The sequence below is a fragment of the Pseudovibrio sp. Ad46 genome, from assembly GCF_001623065.1.
Classification (GTDB): domain Bacteria; phylum Pseudomonadota; class Alphaproteobacteria; order Rhizobiales; family Stappiaceae; genus Pseudovibrio.
In genome coordinates this window covers 99,689-114,394 of the sequence record NZ_LMCG01000027.1, presented here as the reverse complement: position 1 = coordinate 114,394, position 14,706 = coordinate 99,689, and the positions used below count along the sequence as shown (strand labels likewise).

Genomic DNA, 14,706 nt, shown 5'->3' with positions numbered 1-14,706 from the left:
CAGATTGTGCTTAGCGGCGGCGCTGCTTTGTGCGCACGCTTGGGAACATGCGGCAAATAAGAGCGCCTAGGAAGGAGGACGCAATACAATTTGTGTTGCACTGCAAACGTGGTGTTTTTAGCAGTCAATGAATTGTTTCGCCACTTCAACCTTTGGGTACGCTGTTTTTGGACGGCAAACTGCTTCGCCGCCGTAAGTGCTGTCTCCGACAAGCTAGAGTTGTTTAGCGCTGTCCAGATTCACCTTGAAGATCATCAGGTCATCCCGGCGCTCGACCTCACCTTCCAGTGAAATCAGTAAAGCAACCCAATCTTCAACCTCAGTAGTCAAAGGCTCACCATTTTCGTCAGCCAACACGAAGAATTCACTTCCCATAAGGGGGGGAGAAGTCACAAAAACGGGAGGGATACCGCCAATGATGCAGAGATTTGCGCATGCTTTGTGGGCTAATCCAACACCCGGACGCATTGCGCCATTGTAGCATTTACCATCACAAATCTCACCGGTTAGCCGCCATTTGCCCAAATGCTCTGCTGGTGCTGGTGTAAAATTTTGGACCGGATTTTCTGCAGCGCGAAGAGAGACCTTGCCTCCAACCTGCAACATATCGAGATCGCCACGCTTCAGCAGAATGCCACCAGCATCAACAGGTTGTCCGTCCAAAGGGCCAGCAAGTTGCTGCATGCCGCGTTTGCCAATACCAGAAATCAGCATGGCATGCGGCTTGTCACGCCCACCTTCTCCAGCAGGAAGCCGGAGTAGTGGGTAAGGTTTTGCATCTACATAGCCTGTAAACGTTTGATACCCAGCGCCCCAAGCAAAGCGCGCGTCACCCGGATCAGGAACAGACGAGCCAATACCAAACGCCACGCCTGCTGCTGCGCCAACAAGAATTGCAGAGATTAGGAACAAGAAGCCTTGCAGGCTCTTTGGTGGCTTTTTCGCCCAACCGATAAAGAAGGGATCTGGTTTCTTCTTGGCCATTAGCTTCCCTCCGCCATTATCGGAGAAACAATAGGTTCAACATACGTTCCCGGTGGCAGAGCCTCTACGTTCAGCCACAAACGACCGTTTTCCAATTTGAGCCGATAAGTGGAAATTTTCTCTGTAAATGGAGGTGGAGATTTTCCATCTTCCAGACGGTACTGATAACCATGCCACGGGCAGGTCACACAGCCATAGACAATCTTACCTTCTCCCAAAGGTCCGTTCTGGTGGGCGCAAACATTTGAGATCGCAGAGAGCTTCTTGCCATTTCTGAAGATCGCTACGCGCTCATCATCGGTAATGGAGATAATTCTTGCCCGCTTATCAGGAACATCTTTTGGATCACCTACATCCATCCACGTGCCGCTGTCATCCATCGTATTCTGTTGCGTATCAAAGAGGTGCTCTTTTCTTGCAGCAAGCAAGTGTAAGGTGGCGACAAGCGCGACAGACGCACCGACTGCAGTGGTCATGAAAGGACCGGCAGCACTCTGCAATGCACCGAGTGCAACATGGGCAACAACCAGCGCATAAGCCAGATAGATCCCCATATGAAGTGTCTTCCAAAGCGTAGGCTTTAGGAAATGCAGCCAGAAATCATGACTTGTAACTGCGAGAATGGTCAGGATCAGAAGGGCAAAGACGCCGAGGATTTCAAAAGGGAACCCCAAAAAACGGTCGAAGCTGGTATTTACAATGAAGACTGAGACGTAACGATTAATTGGCGAGAACGCATTGTACCAGCCAAGAATGTTGTCGACATGGAAGTAGGCCAGCACGCAAGTGATCACGCCCAAGTGACGGCGGTTATAAAGAAGCGGCAGGAAGCGCTTGTCCAGCCGAGCTAGTGGCCCGATACATAGAATAAATGTGAGTAGGAAGAAGACACAGGTACCAAATGCCTGAGCTTTGTAGATATCCCAATCAATCGGTCTTGTGACTGTCTGGAACATCGGCGCAATGTAGATGTAGATACCCAGATATGCGCCAACAGTTGCCAAGACGACGGCATCATAGACAAATTTTGTACGGTTCCAGATTACCGGTACATATTTAACACTCACTGGTTTGCCTCCAGAGCCGACTTTGCTGTGTCATCAAGGGGAACAGGCGGCTGTTCGTGCGTTCCTGTTGGACGCATCAAAAGCGCTAGGCCCAAAACGAGAGGAATCAGAATGGCCAGAATGAGCCAAATGGTGCGGTGGGCTTTTCTATAGGCACGTTGCATTACTTCTTGGCCTCCTGCTCTTCGTGGAGTTCTTTTTCTTCTTTATCGAGCAAGATCTTTTCACCGGAGCGTTCCAGCGCAATCCAACGTACAATGACGATCGGCCAAAGCAGGATCAGCCCCGGGATGATTTGCAGGCGGAAAAGAAAAGCTCCACGTGCGGCAAGTTCCACGCGCCCAAGGCCAAAACTGATAAAGGCCAGTGCGACGACAAGACCAATCACGCAGTAAATTTGTGCAATCAGAATAATACCTTCAGCAACAATCATTTCTGCACCCTACTGATTTTGTGCTGCCTTTGATGGCAGGGAGAATTAGTCATTGGGGCCGTGCCCTGCCCAGTTGATACCTGCAAGCTCCGACATTTCCTTCTTCCAACTTGTAATATCGTCGATAGAAAAATCGGAGATATGCGCATGCCCGCAAGCCCGGGCCATCACCTTCATCAGTTCAACAGAGGCCGTGAAAAACTTCTCCAAACGCTTTGCAGACTTTTCAACTTCCAGACGCGCGACCAGATGGTCTTTCTGGGTGGCAATACCGACTGGGCAGTTGTTGGTGTGGCATGCCCTCATGGCGATACAGCCGATAGCCTGCATTGGCGCATTCGCCAGGGCTATGGCATCGGCACCCAAGGCCATTGCTTTCACGAAATCTTCCGGTTTGCGAAGACCGCCGGTGATGACAAGCGTTACATCTCGTTGACCACTACGATCCAGGTGACGACGCGCTCTCGCCAACGCCGGAATGGTTGGAACAGAGATATTATCTCTAAACACGAGCGGAGAAGCACCAGTGCCACCGCCACGCCCATCGAGGATAATGTAATCAACGCCAACTTCCAGGGCGGCATCGATATCTTTCTCGATATGCTGCGCAGACAGCTTGAACCCAATTGGGATCCCGCCAGTCTTGTCGCGCACTTCATCTGCAAACTTGCGGAAATCTGCTGGTTTCATCCACTCAGGAAATCTTGCAGGCGAGATAGCGCCCTCTCCCGGAGGTAGTCCCCTCACCGCTGCGATTTTCTCAGTCACTTTCGCAGCTGGGAGGTGTCCACCAGTTCCGGTTTTGGCAGCCTGCCCGCCTTTGAAATGGAAGGCCTGAACTTTTTCCAGCTGATCCCAAGAGAAACCAAAACGTGCAGAAGCTAATTCATAAAAGTAGCGTGTGTTTTCTGCTTGCTCTTCTGGGAGCATCCCACCTTCACCAGAACAGATGCCTGTGCCAACGCTCTCTGCTCCGCGAGCAAGTGCAATTTTGGCGGGTTCTGATAGTGCTCCAAAGCTCATGTCTGAGACAAAGAGCGGGATTTTCAGGTGTAACGGCTTCTGGGCCTTGGGGCCGATAACAATATTAGTTCCAACGGGTTCTTCATCCAACCGCGGCGGCTTTTGCAGCTGCGCTGTCAGTATCTGAATATCTTCCCATTGAGGTAGCTCTGTTGTCGGCACTCCCATCGCTTCAATTGCGCCATGATGGCCCGTCTGCTTCAAACCTGCCCTTGCGTATGTCTGAATCAGTTTGTTATGAGGTTCTTCTTCCGTACCATGAAAATCTGCATACTCACCCAGATAGGCTTTGCGGAAATAGGGTTGCGGATTGTCCTTAGCCCATGCCTTCACTTCATCTTCATCAACATAGATGTTGCCGTCTTCAACGAAATGCGTGAATTTTCGCAGGCACTCTTTGTTGTCATAAGCGCTGACGCCGGAATTCAGGCGATAATCCCACTGATGCAATCCACAAATCAGATTGCGACCTCTGACATATCCATCAGAAAGCAATGCACCGCGATGGAGGCAACGACCGTAGAGGACGGAGATGTCCTCATCGAACCTTACGACAACGAGATCCACCTCGCTAACAAGTGCATGAGCAGGCTTACGATCTTCAAGTTCATCTAATGCAGCAACTTGCACTTTACGCATTAAGCGGATTCCTTACGCTTTGCAGCCCAACAGCTGTTTGAGTGCATTTCAAAATTCAGATCGCCAAGCTATTCTACGTACTTACCCATATCTGTTCTATTTAGCACAGCTGCAGAGTACATGTCCGAAACATCCCGGCGCATCAAAGTTGTAAGCTGAGAGTGTCTTAGAATAACTGCACATGACCTTACCCAAAGTTAGTATCGGACTTGCAAGAGACCATTACTGTTACGGGTAAAATGCATCTCAATCTGTTGCAGCTTCTCCCCCCGGATTACGTAGATAACATCCTAAAAACTTCAGTAATGACGGGATAGTAACGTTTAAACAAAGAAGCGTCAGTCTATCAAAATACACAGTGAGAAACACATGGGGAGTAGATGGCAAACCTTGAAAGGAAGTCAGCTCTCTGCTGGCCTGAAAGAATAAGAGGACAAGGAAAGTAGCAGGTAATTAATGTTTGAACCCAAGCATTTCCACGCTTACTCTCGCAGCAAATCATCCGTGTCTATGAGAGATATCCATGAAGATTGCAGCTGTTACCATCTCCGATCGCGCCAGTGATGGAACTTACGAAGACAAAAGTGGCCCAGCTATTCTCGCATACCTTGAAGAAGCTGTGACCAGTCCCTGGGAGCCCATCCATAAGATCATTCCGGATGGAATCGAAAGCGTCAGCACTACTTTGAAGCAATTGGCTGATGAAGATGGTATCGACCTGATCCTTACAACAGGCGGAACAGGCCCCTCTCCTCGTGATCTGACTCCAGAAGCTATGGAACTGGTAATGGAAAAAGAGCTTCGCGGGTTTGGTGAGTTGATGCGACAGTTGTCCCTGAAAGAAGTGCCGACAGCAATTCTTTCACGTCAGACAGCTGGCATTCGGGGCAAAAGCCTCATCATCAACTTGCCGGGTAAACCAGCCAGCATCAAAACCTGCCTTGATGCAGTGTTTCAGGCGGTGCCGTACTGTCTTGATCTGATCGGTGCAGGGCGTATTGAAACGGACCCAGATGTGATTGTGGCGTTCCGCCCAAAAGCGAAGTAAGCGCGTTATTCCGGCACCCACGTTGAGTGAATTTCCTGAGCTTCTTGTCTACCCTTGGCAGGCCTTGCTTCGTCAACCTTACCAAGAGAGATAAAGCACAGGAATTCCTCGTTTTCTGAGAGACCCAGTCCTTTATGGAAGGCAGAGGAACGCGCACTGTCACCACTGGTAATCCGGGATGCATACCCCATTGCGTGAGCTACAAGCACCATGTTTTGCAAAGCTGTTCCCGCTGAGAGCATTTGCTCATATTGGGGAATACGGGTCTCATCCGAACCGTGAAAACATCCGATTAAAACCAGAAGTACAGGCCCTTTATGCGCTTTTTCCCTTGCACGGGTAAGCGCTTCTTCGGTTGGGTCATCTTTTACTTCTTCAACGGCTTTTACAAACAGATCTCCCAGATCATTGCGTGCGTCTGTCGGGATCTCCAAAATTCGGAATGGATGTAGATGCCCGTGATCAGGAGCAGCTGCAGCGGCCTCAATTATCAGCTTCATTTCTTCTCTATTCGGCCCGGGAGCTTTCATGAGCTTAAGAGATGCAGATGTACGCGAGCGAATGGTCTCGACCAGTTGCTGAGCATTCATGATAACGCCTTTCGCCTTTAACTGTTTATAGAACCGATGAAATTAGCTCTCATATTACCCAGAAGTGTTGTCTGCCTACAAGGAGATACGCAACACGCCTGCACTGGGACGGGAGCATCTCTCGGCTAGAGTATCTGGACAAACATGCGATTTACCTTAAGGTAAATCAATATTTCTGGGTCAGTGACTACAAACGTATTGGGCGTGTATTATGGGTATCTCTTATTTAAAGGTTGGTTTAGGTGCCGTTGTGATTGTTGCGGCAGCTGGATACGGTATCATTCGGTCTGGCTACGTTGCCCAGTATGTTGATCAATCCCAAAATCACGTTGTCGAACACGCTTCCTATTCCATCAGTGCAGATGCACAGGCTTTACACGATAGGCTACGGATTGCGGACCTTCACAATGATGTTTTGCTTTGGGGCCGGAACATATCGCAGGAATCGTCGATCGGTCACTCAGACCTGCCGCGCTTCAAAAAGGGTAGTGTTGGTGTACAAATCTTCACCAGCGTCACCAAGTCCCCCCGTGGACAAAACTACAAGAAGAACTCAGCTGAGGCCTTTGACAACATCACTTTGCTAGGTTGGCTGCAAAGCTGGCCTTCTAGCGCACTGAATAAGCTTTCTGAGCGTGCGCTGTTGCAAGCACAGCGCCTTTACGATCTGGAGCAGAAGCATCCAGAGGAAATTACTGTTGTCCATAATAAAGAAGAACTGGAAGTTGTCCTCACAGCCAGAGCCCAAGGCTCTAGAATCATTGCTGGGATCTTAGGCACAGAAGGTGGGCATGCACTGGATGGTGATATCAAGAACGTGGATCGGCTTTATGAGGGCGGATTGCGGTTGATGGGCCTCCAGCACTTCTTCGACAATAAACTGGGTGGCTCTCTCCATGGCCAATCCAAGGCAGGTCTCACGGACTTTGGCAAGGACGTGGTACGGCTTATGGAGAAGAAGGAAATGATTGTTGACGTTGCTCACTCCTCTCCAGCGGTGATTGAAGACGTACTGGCAATAGCGACACGACCGATTGTCGTTTCTCATACAGGCGTAAAGGGGATTTGTGAGACGCCTCGCAATCTCACGGATGATCAAGTCAGAAAGATTTCAGCAAAAGGCGGGTTGATTGGTATCGGTTTTTGGGATGCAGCAGCTTGCGACATCAGTCCACAGGGCGTTGCAGCTTCAATTGATTATGCTGTTTCAATTGCCGGTATCGACCATGTGGCGCTGGGATCTGACTTCGATGGCTCCGTTACGACTGCCTTCGATACATCTGAATATGCGGTTCTGACACAGGAACTTTTGAAAAAAGGTTTCACAGAAAAACAGATCGCAGCTGTGATGGGCGAAAACATCATCAGGTTTTTGCTGGAAAATCTTCCACAAGGGCAGAGCGAAGAAGAAACTCTCGCATCAAGCAATTGAATGCTCGAAGAGTTTAGTAAGCACAACTCATCCATAAGATGAAGCAGCTAAATTTTAAGGGAGAGAATATTGGCGCACCGGGGAGGATTCGAACCCCCGACCCCCAGATTCGTAGTCTGGTGCTCTATCCAGCTGAGCTACCGGTGCGCTGTTTCTTGCGAACAAGAATTATGTATCGGCCTAGTGCTATCTAAGCCACCTACTCTCTAGAGAAGAGTAAATGGCGCACCGGGGAGGATTCGAACCCCCGACCCCCAGATTCGTAGTCTGGTGCTCTATCCAGCTGAGCTACCGGTGCAGGCCGCGTTCCCTGCGGAACGGGGGTCTATGTAGCCGCCTTACTGGACCTTGGCAAGCGCTTTAGAGAAGTTTTTTAAAGTGATTTTGCGTTTTGGGGATAACAATTTCTGACTATCAGAACAAAGACGTAGGGCATTGCAGCCTAAACGTGAGAAAAGCTGCACTTGCACAGTACAGCTTTTCTAGAGATTAGCCCTTGCTGCTGTTAGCAGGGAATAGTCTCGTAATTTTTTCAGTCGCTTGTGCCCCATGCCGGTATGGCAACTGGATTTTGAAACAAGCCCCGGTCGTCACCTCTTTCTCCAATGTGATCTTACCTCCGTGCGCCACAACGATCTCTGCTGCAATCGCCAGACCCAATCCTGTTCCGCCAACTTTGCCGGATGTCTGGAAGGCTTTGAACAATCCCTCCTGAGCTTTTGCAGGAATACCTGGTCCCGTATCAGAGACATAGATAGACAGCATGTCGTCTTTAACCTCTGAATGGATCTCAATCCTGCAAACAACACCAGACGCGCCTTTGGACGCTTCCATCGCCTGCACCGAGTTCCGGCAGAGGTTGAGCAGTACGCGGAATATTTGTTCAGGATCTGCTTCCAACTCCTGCGTCTCCGGTACGCTGACATGCATCTCTATGCCGTCAGCGTATCTGGACAGGCCAAGAACCTCCTCCACATCGCGTAGAACCGATGCAAGGCGGATGACACGTAGCTCAGGAGCAGCTTCCTGTGCCTTGCCGTAGGACAGCACTGCACTGGTGTAGGCGGCCGCTCGGTCAAGCGTCGCAAGAATCTTGGGTGCAACACGTTGTACGGTCGGGTCCGGCAATAACTCCAGCCTTTCAAGGAACAACTGTGCTGATGCCAGCAAATTCCGCATGTCATGATTGATCTTGGAAACAGCTAGTCCCAACGCTGCCATACGGCGTTGCTGGTTCAATGTCTGGTTCAGAGACTTCTGCATGGACTGCAGCTGCATTTCAGCCTCACCCAGCTCATCCGTACGTCCGCTTGGCTTGATAATCTCCCGAGCGTTCTCAGGGGATTCAGCAAACCGCATCATGGAGCCAGTGAGCCGCTGCAAAGGACGCAACAGCAATGACCGAATGGACAGGTAAACGAGCGCGGCTGTCAGGCATGAGATGAGGAGAGATAACTGCAGAATGTTCAGAGCATACTTCTGCAAATCGTCTCGCAGCAAAGATGCTGGGAAGACCATATCCACTCTACCGCCTGAGCGCATATCAATATCGCCGATGACGCGTATCTGGCCGGTTCGCGTTCCAGTCAGAAACTGAAGGCTGCATCCGATCGCATCCCAGGGAGAATCTTGTGTCATGTCAATCGTTTTGGTGACGTTCATTTCTGAACTCTCCATAGCGATCAAATTACGACGTTCTCCAAAGGCAAGAGAGATGGCCTGCGCACCAGTTGCTTCCAGTAGTTTGTGCTGGACCTGCGGAGACAGTGTCTCACTTTCTGACAACAATGTCGCAGCAACACCGCCGACTGCCAAACGGTCACTTAGCCAAGTGTTACGATAATTTGCAATTGAAGGTACGAAAATAAGAATTTCGCTGAGCATGACAAACGAGATCGTCAACATCAGGAGTTTGCCAGAGAGTCCCATGCCCCCGCGAAATAATCTGCGGTGTTTGCCTTTCGGAGTACCATCCGAGTTCAATTTTTTCGGTGTGACCTCTGTATCAGAGGTCACTCTCCCATTATTTTGAGCCATCCACCTACCTGATGAGTTGGTACACAATGATCGTGCAGCGCAGATTGTTGTTACGCGCTATGCCTTACTCATTTTTAGCAGATGACGTGTGTCAAGCAACACACTTCTCTCACAGCTGATCACAACTGCGTCATCCAAGCTTTCTCAGAAGCGCCAGAATTCTGCGGACCCATGGATTTTTGGGGGCATCCGCATAATACGTAAGTGCAGCCCTACGAATTGCTTCATTTAGTGTCGGGTACGGGAGGACCACTCCTAAGAGAGCGCCGACCTTCAACTTTTGAGAGATCATCAAAGCCAGCAGACCAATCTGTTCACCAGCGCCTGGGCCCACAATAGATGCTCCAACGAGCTGTCCTTTTCCGTTAGTCAGGAGCTTAACCTGGCCCTTACCTTTGCCTTCAGCAAGCGCTCTGTCGTTTCCGGAAAACTCTGCGGTCAAGATTTTCAGTTTATCGCCCAGCTGTTCGCGTGCCTGCTGCTCTGAAAGACCGACCTGCCCAATCTCAGGCTCAGTGTAGGTCACTGCAGGCATTGTTATGTTGTTATGGTTGACTGGCATCCGGAACAGGATTGAACGAATGACGAGTGACGCATGTGCGCCTGCTGCGTGTGTGAACTGCGGTCCACCGGCGACATCACCGATCGCATATACTTTACGGTTTGTGGTGCGTAGCCCGTCATCTGCTTTGATGCCTTTGCGGCTATACTCAATACCAGCGGCTTCCAAACCAAGAGAAGAGACGTTCGGGGAACGACCTGCCGCGATCAGCAGATGTGTGCCTTCAATGGTTCCTTCTGCTTCATCATCAACTTTAATAGCGACTTTTACGCCAGTGTCAGTGCGTTCAACACTGTTGACCTTGGTGTTTGCAAGGATCTCAACACCTTCGGACTCCATTTTCTGGATAACTTGAGCTGCATGAGCAGGATCGGTCACCGCCAGTGGACGTAGCGCTTCGATGACTGTGACACGGCTTCCCAAACGACGGTGAGCCTGTGCCATCTCCATGCCGATTGGCCCTGCGCCAATAATGATCAGGTGCTCTGGGCGTTCTTTCAGTTCAAACAGGTTTTCGTTGGTCAGGTACGGTATGTTTTCAATACCAGGGATCGGAGGGACCGCAGCGCTGGAGCCCGTGGCAATGACAAAGCGGCGTGCTTTGATGGCCTGCTCACCGACTTTGACGGTATCTGCGGAAGTAAACTCACCTGCGCCCTGAATGACGTGCACACCCAAGCCTTCGAAGCGTTCAACAGAGTCATGTGGAGCTATGGTGGCGATAACATCATGAACGTGATCATTCACCTTAGAGAAATCAATCTCAGGCTCTTGAGCACCAACGCCAAACTTTTCTGAGGACCGAAAGGTAGCGGCAGCTTTACCAGCTGCGATAATTGCTTTGGATGGGACGCAGCCATAATTCAGACAGTCGCCACCCATCTTACCCTTTTCAATCAGGACAACATCCACGCCAAAGGCTGCTGCAGCTGCCGCGACTGAGAGGCCGCCCGAGCCAGCGCCAATAACACAGATATCCGGGGTCAATGTTTTTGCATTATTGTTATTTGTCATCGAGAAAGTCCGTAATTTCGAAATTGATCTGGTCTGAGATTTATTTGCCGCGAAAACGCTGAACAATCGGCGGAATGAGCGCTACCAAACCTAGCGCTGCAAATGCCCAAATCAGCTCAGGCGTAATGAGTGCGGAAATCTCCACTTCACATGTACCAGCAGCCGAACAACCCGGATTTGCCTGCTCTTGCGCCAGGATCACACTATCCAGACCAGCCCCAACGAAGGCATAGGCGAAAGTGCCTGGAATGATACCGACGAATGTTGCGATCAGATATGTGCTCAACGGAACATGGAACAACGCAGGCGCAATGTTGACGAGCCAGAACGGAAACACTGGGGTGAGACGCAGAAAGAGTAGGTAACTGAACGCGTTCTTACGGAAACCCTCTGACATTTTATCGAGGAACGGCCCTGCTCTTGCTTTGAGCGTTGCACCAACCGAAGTTTTTGCAGCGATGAACAACAGTGCGGCACCAATTGTTGCTGCCAGAACGGTGAGCAAACCACCGAAGAACCAACCGAACAAAAAACCGCCTGCGATTGTAAGCAGGGATGCACCCGGGAAAGACAGAGCAACCGCAAGTGTGTACACGACGAAATAGATCAGCGGGGTCAGGATTGGGTATTCGGCCAGATAGCCAGAAAGCAGTTGCTGATTTTTGATCAGGTTGCTGATTGTGATTTGCTGATGCCAGCCTTGAGAGATGCCATAGGCGGACACGGCAAGGATAACAAAGAGTAGTCCCCAGCGTTTGATGAAGCCCAAAGCTCCCTCGGCTGGTGACTTGTTATCATTGTGTTCCGTGATTCCCATGTGCTTTTCCTTAGATGGTTTCAACGTTCAGACCTGAAAAGAACCGAAACCTCAGTGTTCTTGCCTAGTCTAGACTGAATAGGTTACTATGTTTTTTGCAGGCTCAATCGCCTAATGAATTGATGTCTTACAATTTTCATACAATCAGAAAGACCTCCGGTGTTATCACAGGTTCGTGCGTTACCCGTAGTTTCACTCTGTTTTGAATGAGGGGTAACGGCTCTACACGAGGCTGTGAGGCAATAAAGAGTCAGGATATCGTAGATTCCGGCACAGCAATTATTGACTTGAAGCACGCACACTAATATAAGCGCCGACGAATAGGAGTGCGGATCCCCTGCGCAAAGTCCTGCAACTTGAATAAAGTCGCGGTGACTTCGGGGAGAAGACGCACAATCCAAATTAACGTTTAAGTTGGAGCCAACGGCTCTGCTAGGGTAATAAAATGAAGCGTACTTTCCAACCGAGCAACCTTGTTCGCAAGCGTCGCCACGGCTTCCGGGCACGTATGGCAACTAAAAATGGCCGCCAGGTACTGGCACGTCGTCGTTCTAAAGGCCGTAAGCGTCTTAGCGCTTAATCGCGACGTTGCGCGGCGGCATTCACTTCATATCCATTGAACAAAAGTTCCGCCGCAAAAACATGAAAACACTCAAAAAGCGCTCCGAGTTTCTTACCGTCGCAAAAGGCGGAAGGACAGCTCGGCGCGCTTTTGTGCTTCAAGCGGCTAAAACCCGCAGTGATGGCGACCCTCGAATGGGTTATACGGTCACCAAGAAAACCGGAAACTCTGTTGAGCGCAGTCGAATAAAGCGCCGACTTCGAGCCGCTGTTGCCTTTCTTGATTTGGATATCGCCCAGATAGGCGCTGACTATGTTCTGGTTGGCAGGAGAGCTGCACTTTCACAACCTTTCGAAGATCTTCTGAAAGACCTCAAAGGCAGTGTAAGAAATGCGTTCAAGCCTCGTAAACCTCGCCCTATCCGATCAAAACCGAACTCGCTGGCAAATTCTAAACCTCCACATGATAAAGTTGAGGCCAACTGACCAGTGATGACTATTTATTCCACCCTTTTGAAAATGAGTGATCCAGTCGATGAACGATAATCGCAATATGATCGTAGCGATCGTAATGTCGCTGGTTGTGCTATTGGGCTGGCAATATTTTATTGCCGGACCACAGTTAGAAGCTCAGCAGGAAGCGCAACAGGCGCAGCTGGCAGACGATGCACAACAAGCCGGTTCCAGCTCACCCGTTGCACTGCCTGAAGGTGCATCCGGTCAAGTGGCTGCTCCTGGCACCGATAGCGGGACCGCGGCGCAATCATTCGTCAGTCGCGCACAAGCACTGGCTGCATCTCCTCGCCTGACCATTGACACCCCTAGCCTCTCCGGCTCTGTCAATTTGCAAGGCGCGAAGCTGGATGACCTTCGCCTGAATGACTACCGTCAGACACAGGCCAAGGACAGTGAAACTGTTGTTCTTTTCTCGCCGAAAGGCAGCCCAGAGCCATACTACGCTGAGCATGGTTGGGTTGCGGATCCAGGTGCACAGGTTAAGCTTCCGAATGCTGAAACTGTCTGGACTGCAGAGACTTCTGGTAACCTGACACCGTCTTCCCCTATCGTTCTGAGCTGGGACAATGGCGAAGGGCTGGTGTTCAAGCGCACTTTCTCCGTCGACGAGAACTACATGTTCACTGTTGACCAGGAAGTGCAGAACAGCACTGGCCAGAACGTTCAGCTTTATCCTTATGGTTTGATTGCGCGTAACGGCGAGCCAGAAACCGCTGGCTTCTTCGTACTGCATGAAGGTCTTATCGGCGTTATCGGCGAAGAAGGCCTCCAGGAAATCAACTATTCTGACCTGATTGAGGATGGAAGCATTCGCCCAGGTCGCGCTAACACGGGTTGGCTCGGCTTTACTGATAAGTACTGGGCTGCAACACTGATCCCAACTCCGGGCACTGAGTTCCAGCCAAACTTCTCCTACAACGCCCGCACTCAGAACTTCCAGAGTGACTATCTTGGTGACGCGGTTCAGATAGCTGATGGCACTAAAATCACCAGCTCATCACTGCTCTATGCAGGTGCAAAAGTTACCAAGCTGATCGAAGGCTATCAGGCATCCTACAACATCGAAAGCTTCGATCTCATGATCGACTGGGGTTGGTTCTACTTCCTGACCAAGCCGATGTTCTGGGCAATTGACTGGCTCTATTCTCTGGTTGGCAACTTCGGTGTCGCTATCCTGCTTGTGACCGTTATTGTGAAGGCCCTGTTCTTCCCGCTGGCAAACAAGTCCTACGTCTCCATGAGTAAAATGAAGCTCGTGCAGCCGCAGATGACTGAGATCCGCGAGAAGTTCAAGGACGACAAGCAGAAACAGCAGCAAGCCATGATGGAGCTGTACAAGAAGGAAAAGATCAACCCATTGGCAGGGTGTTTGCCGATGGTCATTCAGATCCCCGTCTTCTTCTCGCTCTATAAGGTTCTGTTCGTTACCATCGAGATGCGTCATGCGCCATTCTTCGGATGGATTCAGGATCTTTCTGCTCCAGACCCAACCACAATCTTCAACCTGTTCGGCTTGATCCCTTGGGATCCGCCAAGCTTCCTGATGATTGGTGTCTGGCCTCTGATCATGGGTGTAACCATGTTCCTGCAGATGAAGATGAACCCAGCACCAGCTGAGCCTGCACAGCAGATGATCTTCAACTGGATGCCTGTTCTGTTCACCTTCATGCTGGCAACCTTCCCAGCTGGTCTCGTGATCTACTGGGCATGGAACAACACTCTTTCTGTTGCACAGCAGGGAATCATCATGCGTCGTCAGGGCGTGAAACTTGAGCTCTTTGATAACTTGAAGAGCATGTTCAAGCACAAGCCTAAGGAAGAAAGCAAGTAAGCTTTCCTCTTTGAATAAGACTTCGAAAACGCGGCCTCAGGGTCGCGTTTTTTGTTTGGGGTTAACACCTTTTGTGGTGAAGCTTCACCGTAGCAAACATTAAGGCTGCGCTTTGGAAAACAGCACTCGACCAAATCGAGATTGCAGGTTAA

General features: G+C 50.3%; 14 protein-coding genes and 2 tRNA genes. 5 read left to right on the top strand and 11 right to left on the bottom strand.

Annotated features, from left to right (window positions below):
• Nucleotides 1-213 precede the first annotated feature (213 nt).
• From PsAD46_RS05620 to PsAD46_RS05605, 5 genes are read right to left on the bottom strand one after another with little or no spacing between them, the layout of a single operon-like run.
• Entirely contained in the window at nt 214-984 is a 771-nt protein-coding gene (locus PsAD46_RS05620; RefSeq protein ID WP_063291378.1) for a hypothetical protein, read from the bottom strand.
• On the bottom strand, nt 984-2,051 hold the full coding sequence (locus PsAD46_RS05615) for a Rieske 2Fe-2S domain-containing protein (RefSeq protein WP_063291377.1): 1,068 nt from the start codon (nt 2,049-2,051) through the stop codon (nt 984-986). The genes PsAD46_RS05620 and PsAD46_RS05615 overlap by 1 nt, the downstream gene beginning before the upstream one ends.
• On the bottom strand, nt 2,048-2,215 hold the full coding sequence (locus PsAD46_RS28070; protein ID WP_159096913.1) for a hypothetical protein: 168 nt from the start codon (nt 2,213-2,215) through the stop codon (nt 2,048-2,050). Before PsAD46_RS28070 ends, PsAD46_RS05615 begins: the two co-directional genes overlap by 4 nt.
• Nucleotides 2,215-2,484, bottom strand: coding sequence for a hypothetical protein (locus PsAD46_RS05610; RefSeq protein WP_057462859.1), 270 nt, complete (start codon nt 2,482-2,484; stop codon nt 2,215-2,217). The genes PsAD46_RS28070 and PsAD46_RS05610 overlap by 1 nt, the downstream gene beginning before the upstream one ends.
• A 45-nt stretch (nt 2,485-2,529) precedes the next feature.
• Nucleotides 2,530-4,146: a glutamate synthase-related protein gene (locus tag PsAD46_RS05605; protein WP_063291376.1), complete on the bottom strand. Its 1,617-nt coding sequence runs from the start codon at nt 4,144-4,146 to the stop codon at nt 2,530-2,532.
• Nucleotides 4,147-4,669: 523 nt separating this feature from the next.
• Between PsAD46_RS05605 and mog the strand changes: the two genes are divergently transcribed.
• Nucleotides 4,670-5,194: a molybdopterin adenylyltransferase gene (gene mog, locus PsAD46_RS05600; protein WP_057462860.1), complete on the top strand. Its 525-nt coding sequence runs from the start codon at nt 4,670-4,672 to the stop codon at nt 5,192-5,194.
• A gap of 5 nt (nt 5,195-5,199) precedes the next feature.
• Here mog and PsAD46_RS05595 read toward each other — a convergent pair whose 3' ends face one another.
• Nucleotides 5,200-5,784, bottom strand: coding sequence for a nitroreductase (locus PsAD46_RS05595; RefSeq protein ID WP_063291375.1), 585 nt, complete (start codon nt 5,782-5,784; stop codon nt 5,200-5,202).
• 211 nt (nt 5,785-5,995) lie between these two features.
• On the opposite strand from PsAD46_RS05595, the gene PsAD46_RS05590 reads away from it, so the two are divergent.
• Nucleotides 5,996-7,216: a dipeptidase gene (locus PsAD46_RS05590; RefSeq protein WP_063306343.1), complete on the top strand. Its 1,221-nt coding sequence runs from the start codon at nt 5,996-5,998 to the stop codon at nt 7,214-7,216.
• Nucleotides 7,217-7,286: 70 nt separating this feature from the next.
• Here PsAD46_RS05590 and PsAD46_RS05585 read toward each other — a convergent pair.
• The 5 genes from PsAD46_RS05585 to PsAD46_RS05565 all read right to left on the bottom strand — a co-directional run bounded on the left by PsAD46_RS05585 (nt 7,287) and on the right by PsAD46_RS05565 (nt 11,646).
• Nucleotides 7,287-7,363 (bottom strand) — tRNA-Arg (locus PsAD46_RS05585).
• A gap of 74 nt (nt 7,364-7,437) precedes the next feature.
• Nucleotides 7,438-7,514 (bottom strand) — tRNA-Arg (locus PsAD46_RS05580).
• A gap of 191 nt (nt 7,515-7,705) precedes the next feature.
• Entirely contained in the window at nt 7,706-9,121 is a 1,416-nt protein-coding gene (locus PsAD46_RS05575) for a HAMP domain-containing sensor histidine kinase (RefSeq protein ID WP_208981683.1), read from the bottom strand.
• Between the two features lie 262 nt (nt 9,122-9,383).
• Nucleotides 9,384-10,829 (bottom strand): FAD-dependent oxidoreductase, encoded by a 1,446-nt coding sequence (locus tag PsAD46_RS05570; protein ID WP_063286800.1) that lies wholly within the window; start codon nt 10,827-10,829, stop codon nt 9,384-9,386.
• Nucleotides 10,830-10,869: 40 nt separating this feature from the next.
• A complete protein-coding gene (locus tag PsAD46_RS05565) occupies nt 10,870-11,646 on the bottom strand; it encodes a VTT domain-containing protein (RefSeq protein WP_057462864.1) in 777 nt (258 codons plus the stop codon).
• 445 nt (nt 11,647-12,091) lie between these two features.
• Here PsAD46_RS05565 and rpmH point away from each other — a divergent pair, with 445 nt between their 5' ends.
• From rpmH to yidC, 3 genes are all read left to right on the top strand, one after another.
• Entirely contained in the window at nt 12,092-12,226 is a 135-nt protein-coding gene (rpmH, locus tag PsAD46_RS27580; protein ID WP_082596783.1) for a 50S ribosomal protein L34, read from the top strand.
• Between the two features lie 62 nt (nt 12,227-12,288).
• On the top strand, nt 12,289-12,693 hold the full coding sequence (rnpA, locus tag PsAD46_RS05560) for a ribonuclease P protein component (protein ID WP_208981682.1): 405 nt from the start codon (nt 12,289-12,291) through the stop codon (nt 12,691-12,693).
• Nucleotides 12,694-12,742: 49 nt separating this feature from the next.
• Nucleotides 12,743-14,554, top strand: coding sequence for a membrane protein insertase YidC (gene yidC / locus PsAD46_RS05555; protein ID WP_063291372.1), 1,812 nt, complete (start codon nt 12,743-12,745; stop codon nt 14,552-14,554).
• Nucleotides 14,555-14,706: the final 152 nt, after the last annotated feature.

Excerpts from the sequence above, each read along its gene's own strand:
- PsAD46_RS05620 (WP_063291378.1), bottom strand. The coding sequence starts at position 984 with ATGGCCAAGAAGAAACCAGATCCCTTCTTTATCGGTTGGGCGAAAAAG.
- PsAD46_RS28070 (WP_159096913.1), bottom strand. The coding sequence starts at position 2,215 with ATGCAACGTGCCTATAGAAAAGCCCACCGCACCATTTGGCTCATTCTG.
- PsAD46_RS05610 (WP_057462859.1), bottom strand. The coding sequence starts at position 2,484 with ATGATTGTTGCTGAAGGTATTATTCTGATTGCACAAATTTACTGCGTG.
- PsAD46_RS05605 (WP_063291376.1), bottom strand. The coding sequence starts at position 4,146 with ATGCGTAAAGTGCAAGTTGCTGCATTAGATGAACTTGAAGATCGTAAG.
- mog (WP_057462860.1), top strand. The coding sequence starts at position 4,670 with ATGAAGATTGCAGCTGTTACCATCTCCGATCGCGCCAGTGATGGAACT.
- PsAD46_RS05595 (WP_063291375.1), bottom strand. The coding sequence starts at position 5,784 with ATGAATGCTCAGCAACTGGTCGAGACCATTCGCTCGCGTACATCTGCA.
- PsAD46_RS05590 (WP_063306343.1), top strand. The coding sequence starts at position 5,996 with ATGGGTATCTCTTATTTAAAGGTTGGTTTAGGTGCCGTTGTGATTGTT.
- PsAD46_RS05575 (WP_208981683.1), bottom strand. The coding sequence starts at position 9,121 with ATGTTGACGATCTCGTTTGTCATGCTCAGCGAAATTCTTATTTTCGTA.
- PsAD46_RS05570 (WP_063286800.1), bottom strand. The coding sequence starts at position 10,829 with ATGACAAATAACAATAATGCAAAAACATTGACCCCGGATATCTGTGTT.
- PsAD46_RS05565 (WP_057462864.1), bottom strand. The coding sequence starts at position 11,646 with ATGGGAATCACGGAACACAATGATAACAAGTCACCAGCCGAGGGAGCT.
- rpmH (WP_082596783.1), top strand. The coding sequence starts at position 12,092 with ATGAAGCGTACTTTCCAACCGAGCAACCTTGTTCGCAAGCGTCGCCAC.
- rnpA (WP_208981682.1), top strand. The coding sequence starts at position 12,289 with ATGAAAACACTCAAAAAGCGCTCCGAGTTTCTTACCGTCGCAAAAGGC.
- yidC (WP_063291372.1), top strand. The coding sequence starts at position 12,743 with ATGAACGATAATCGCAATATGATCGTAGCGATCGTAATGTCGCTGGTT.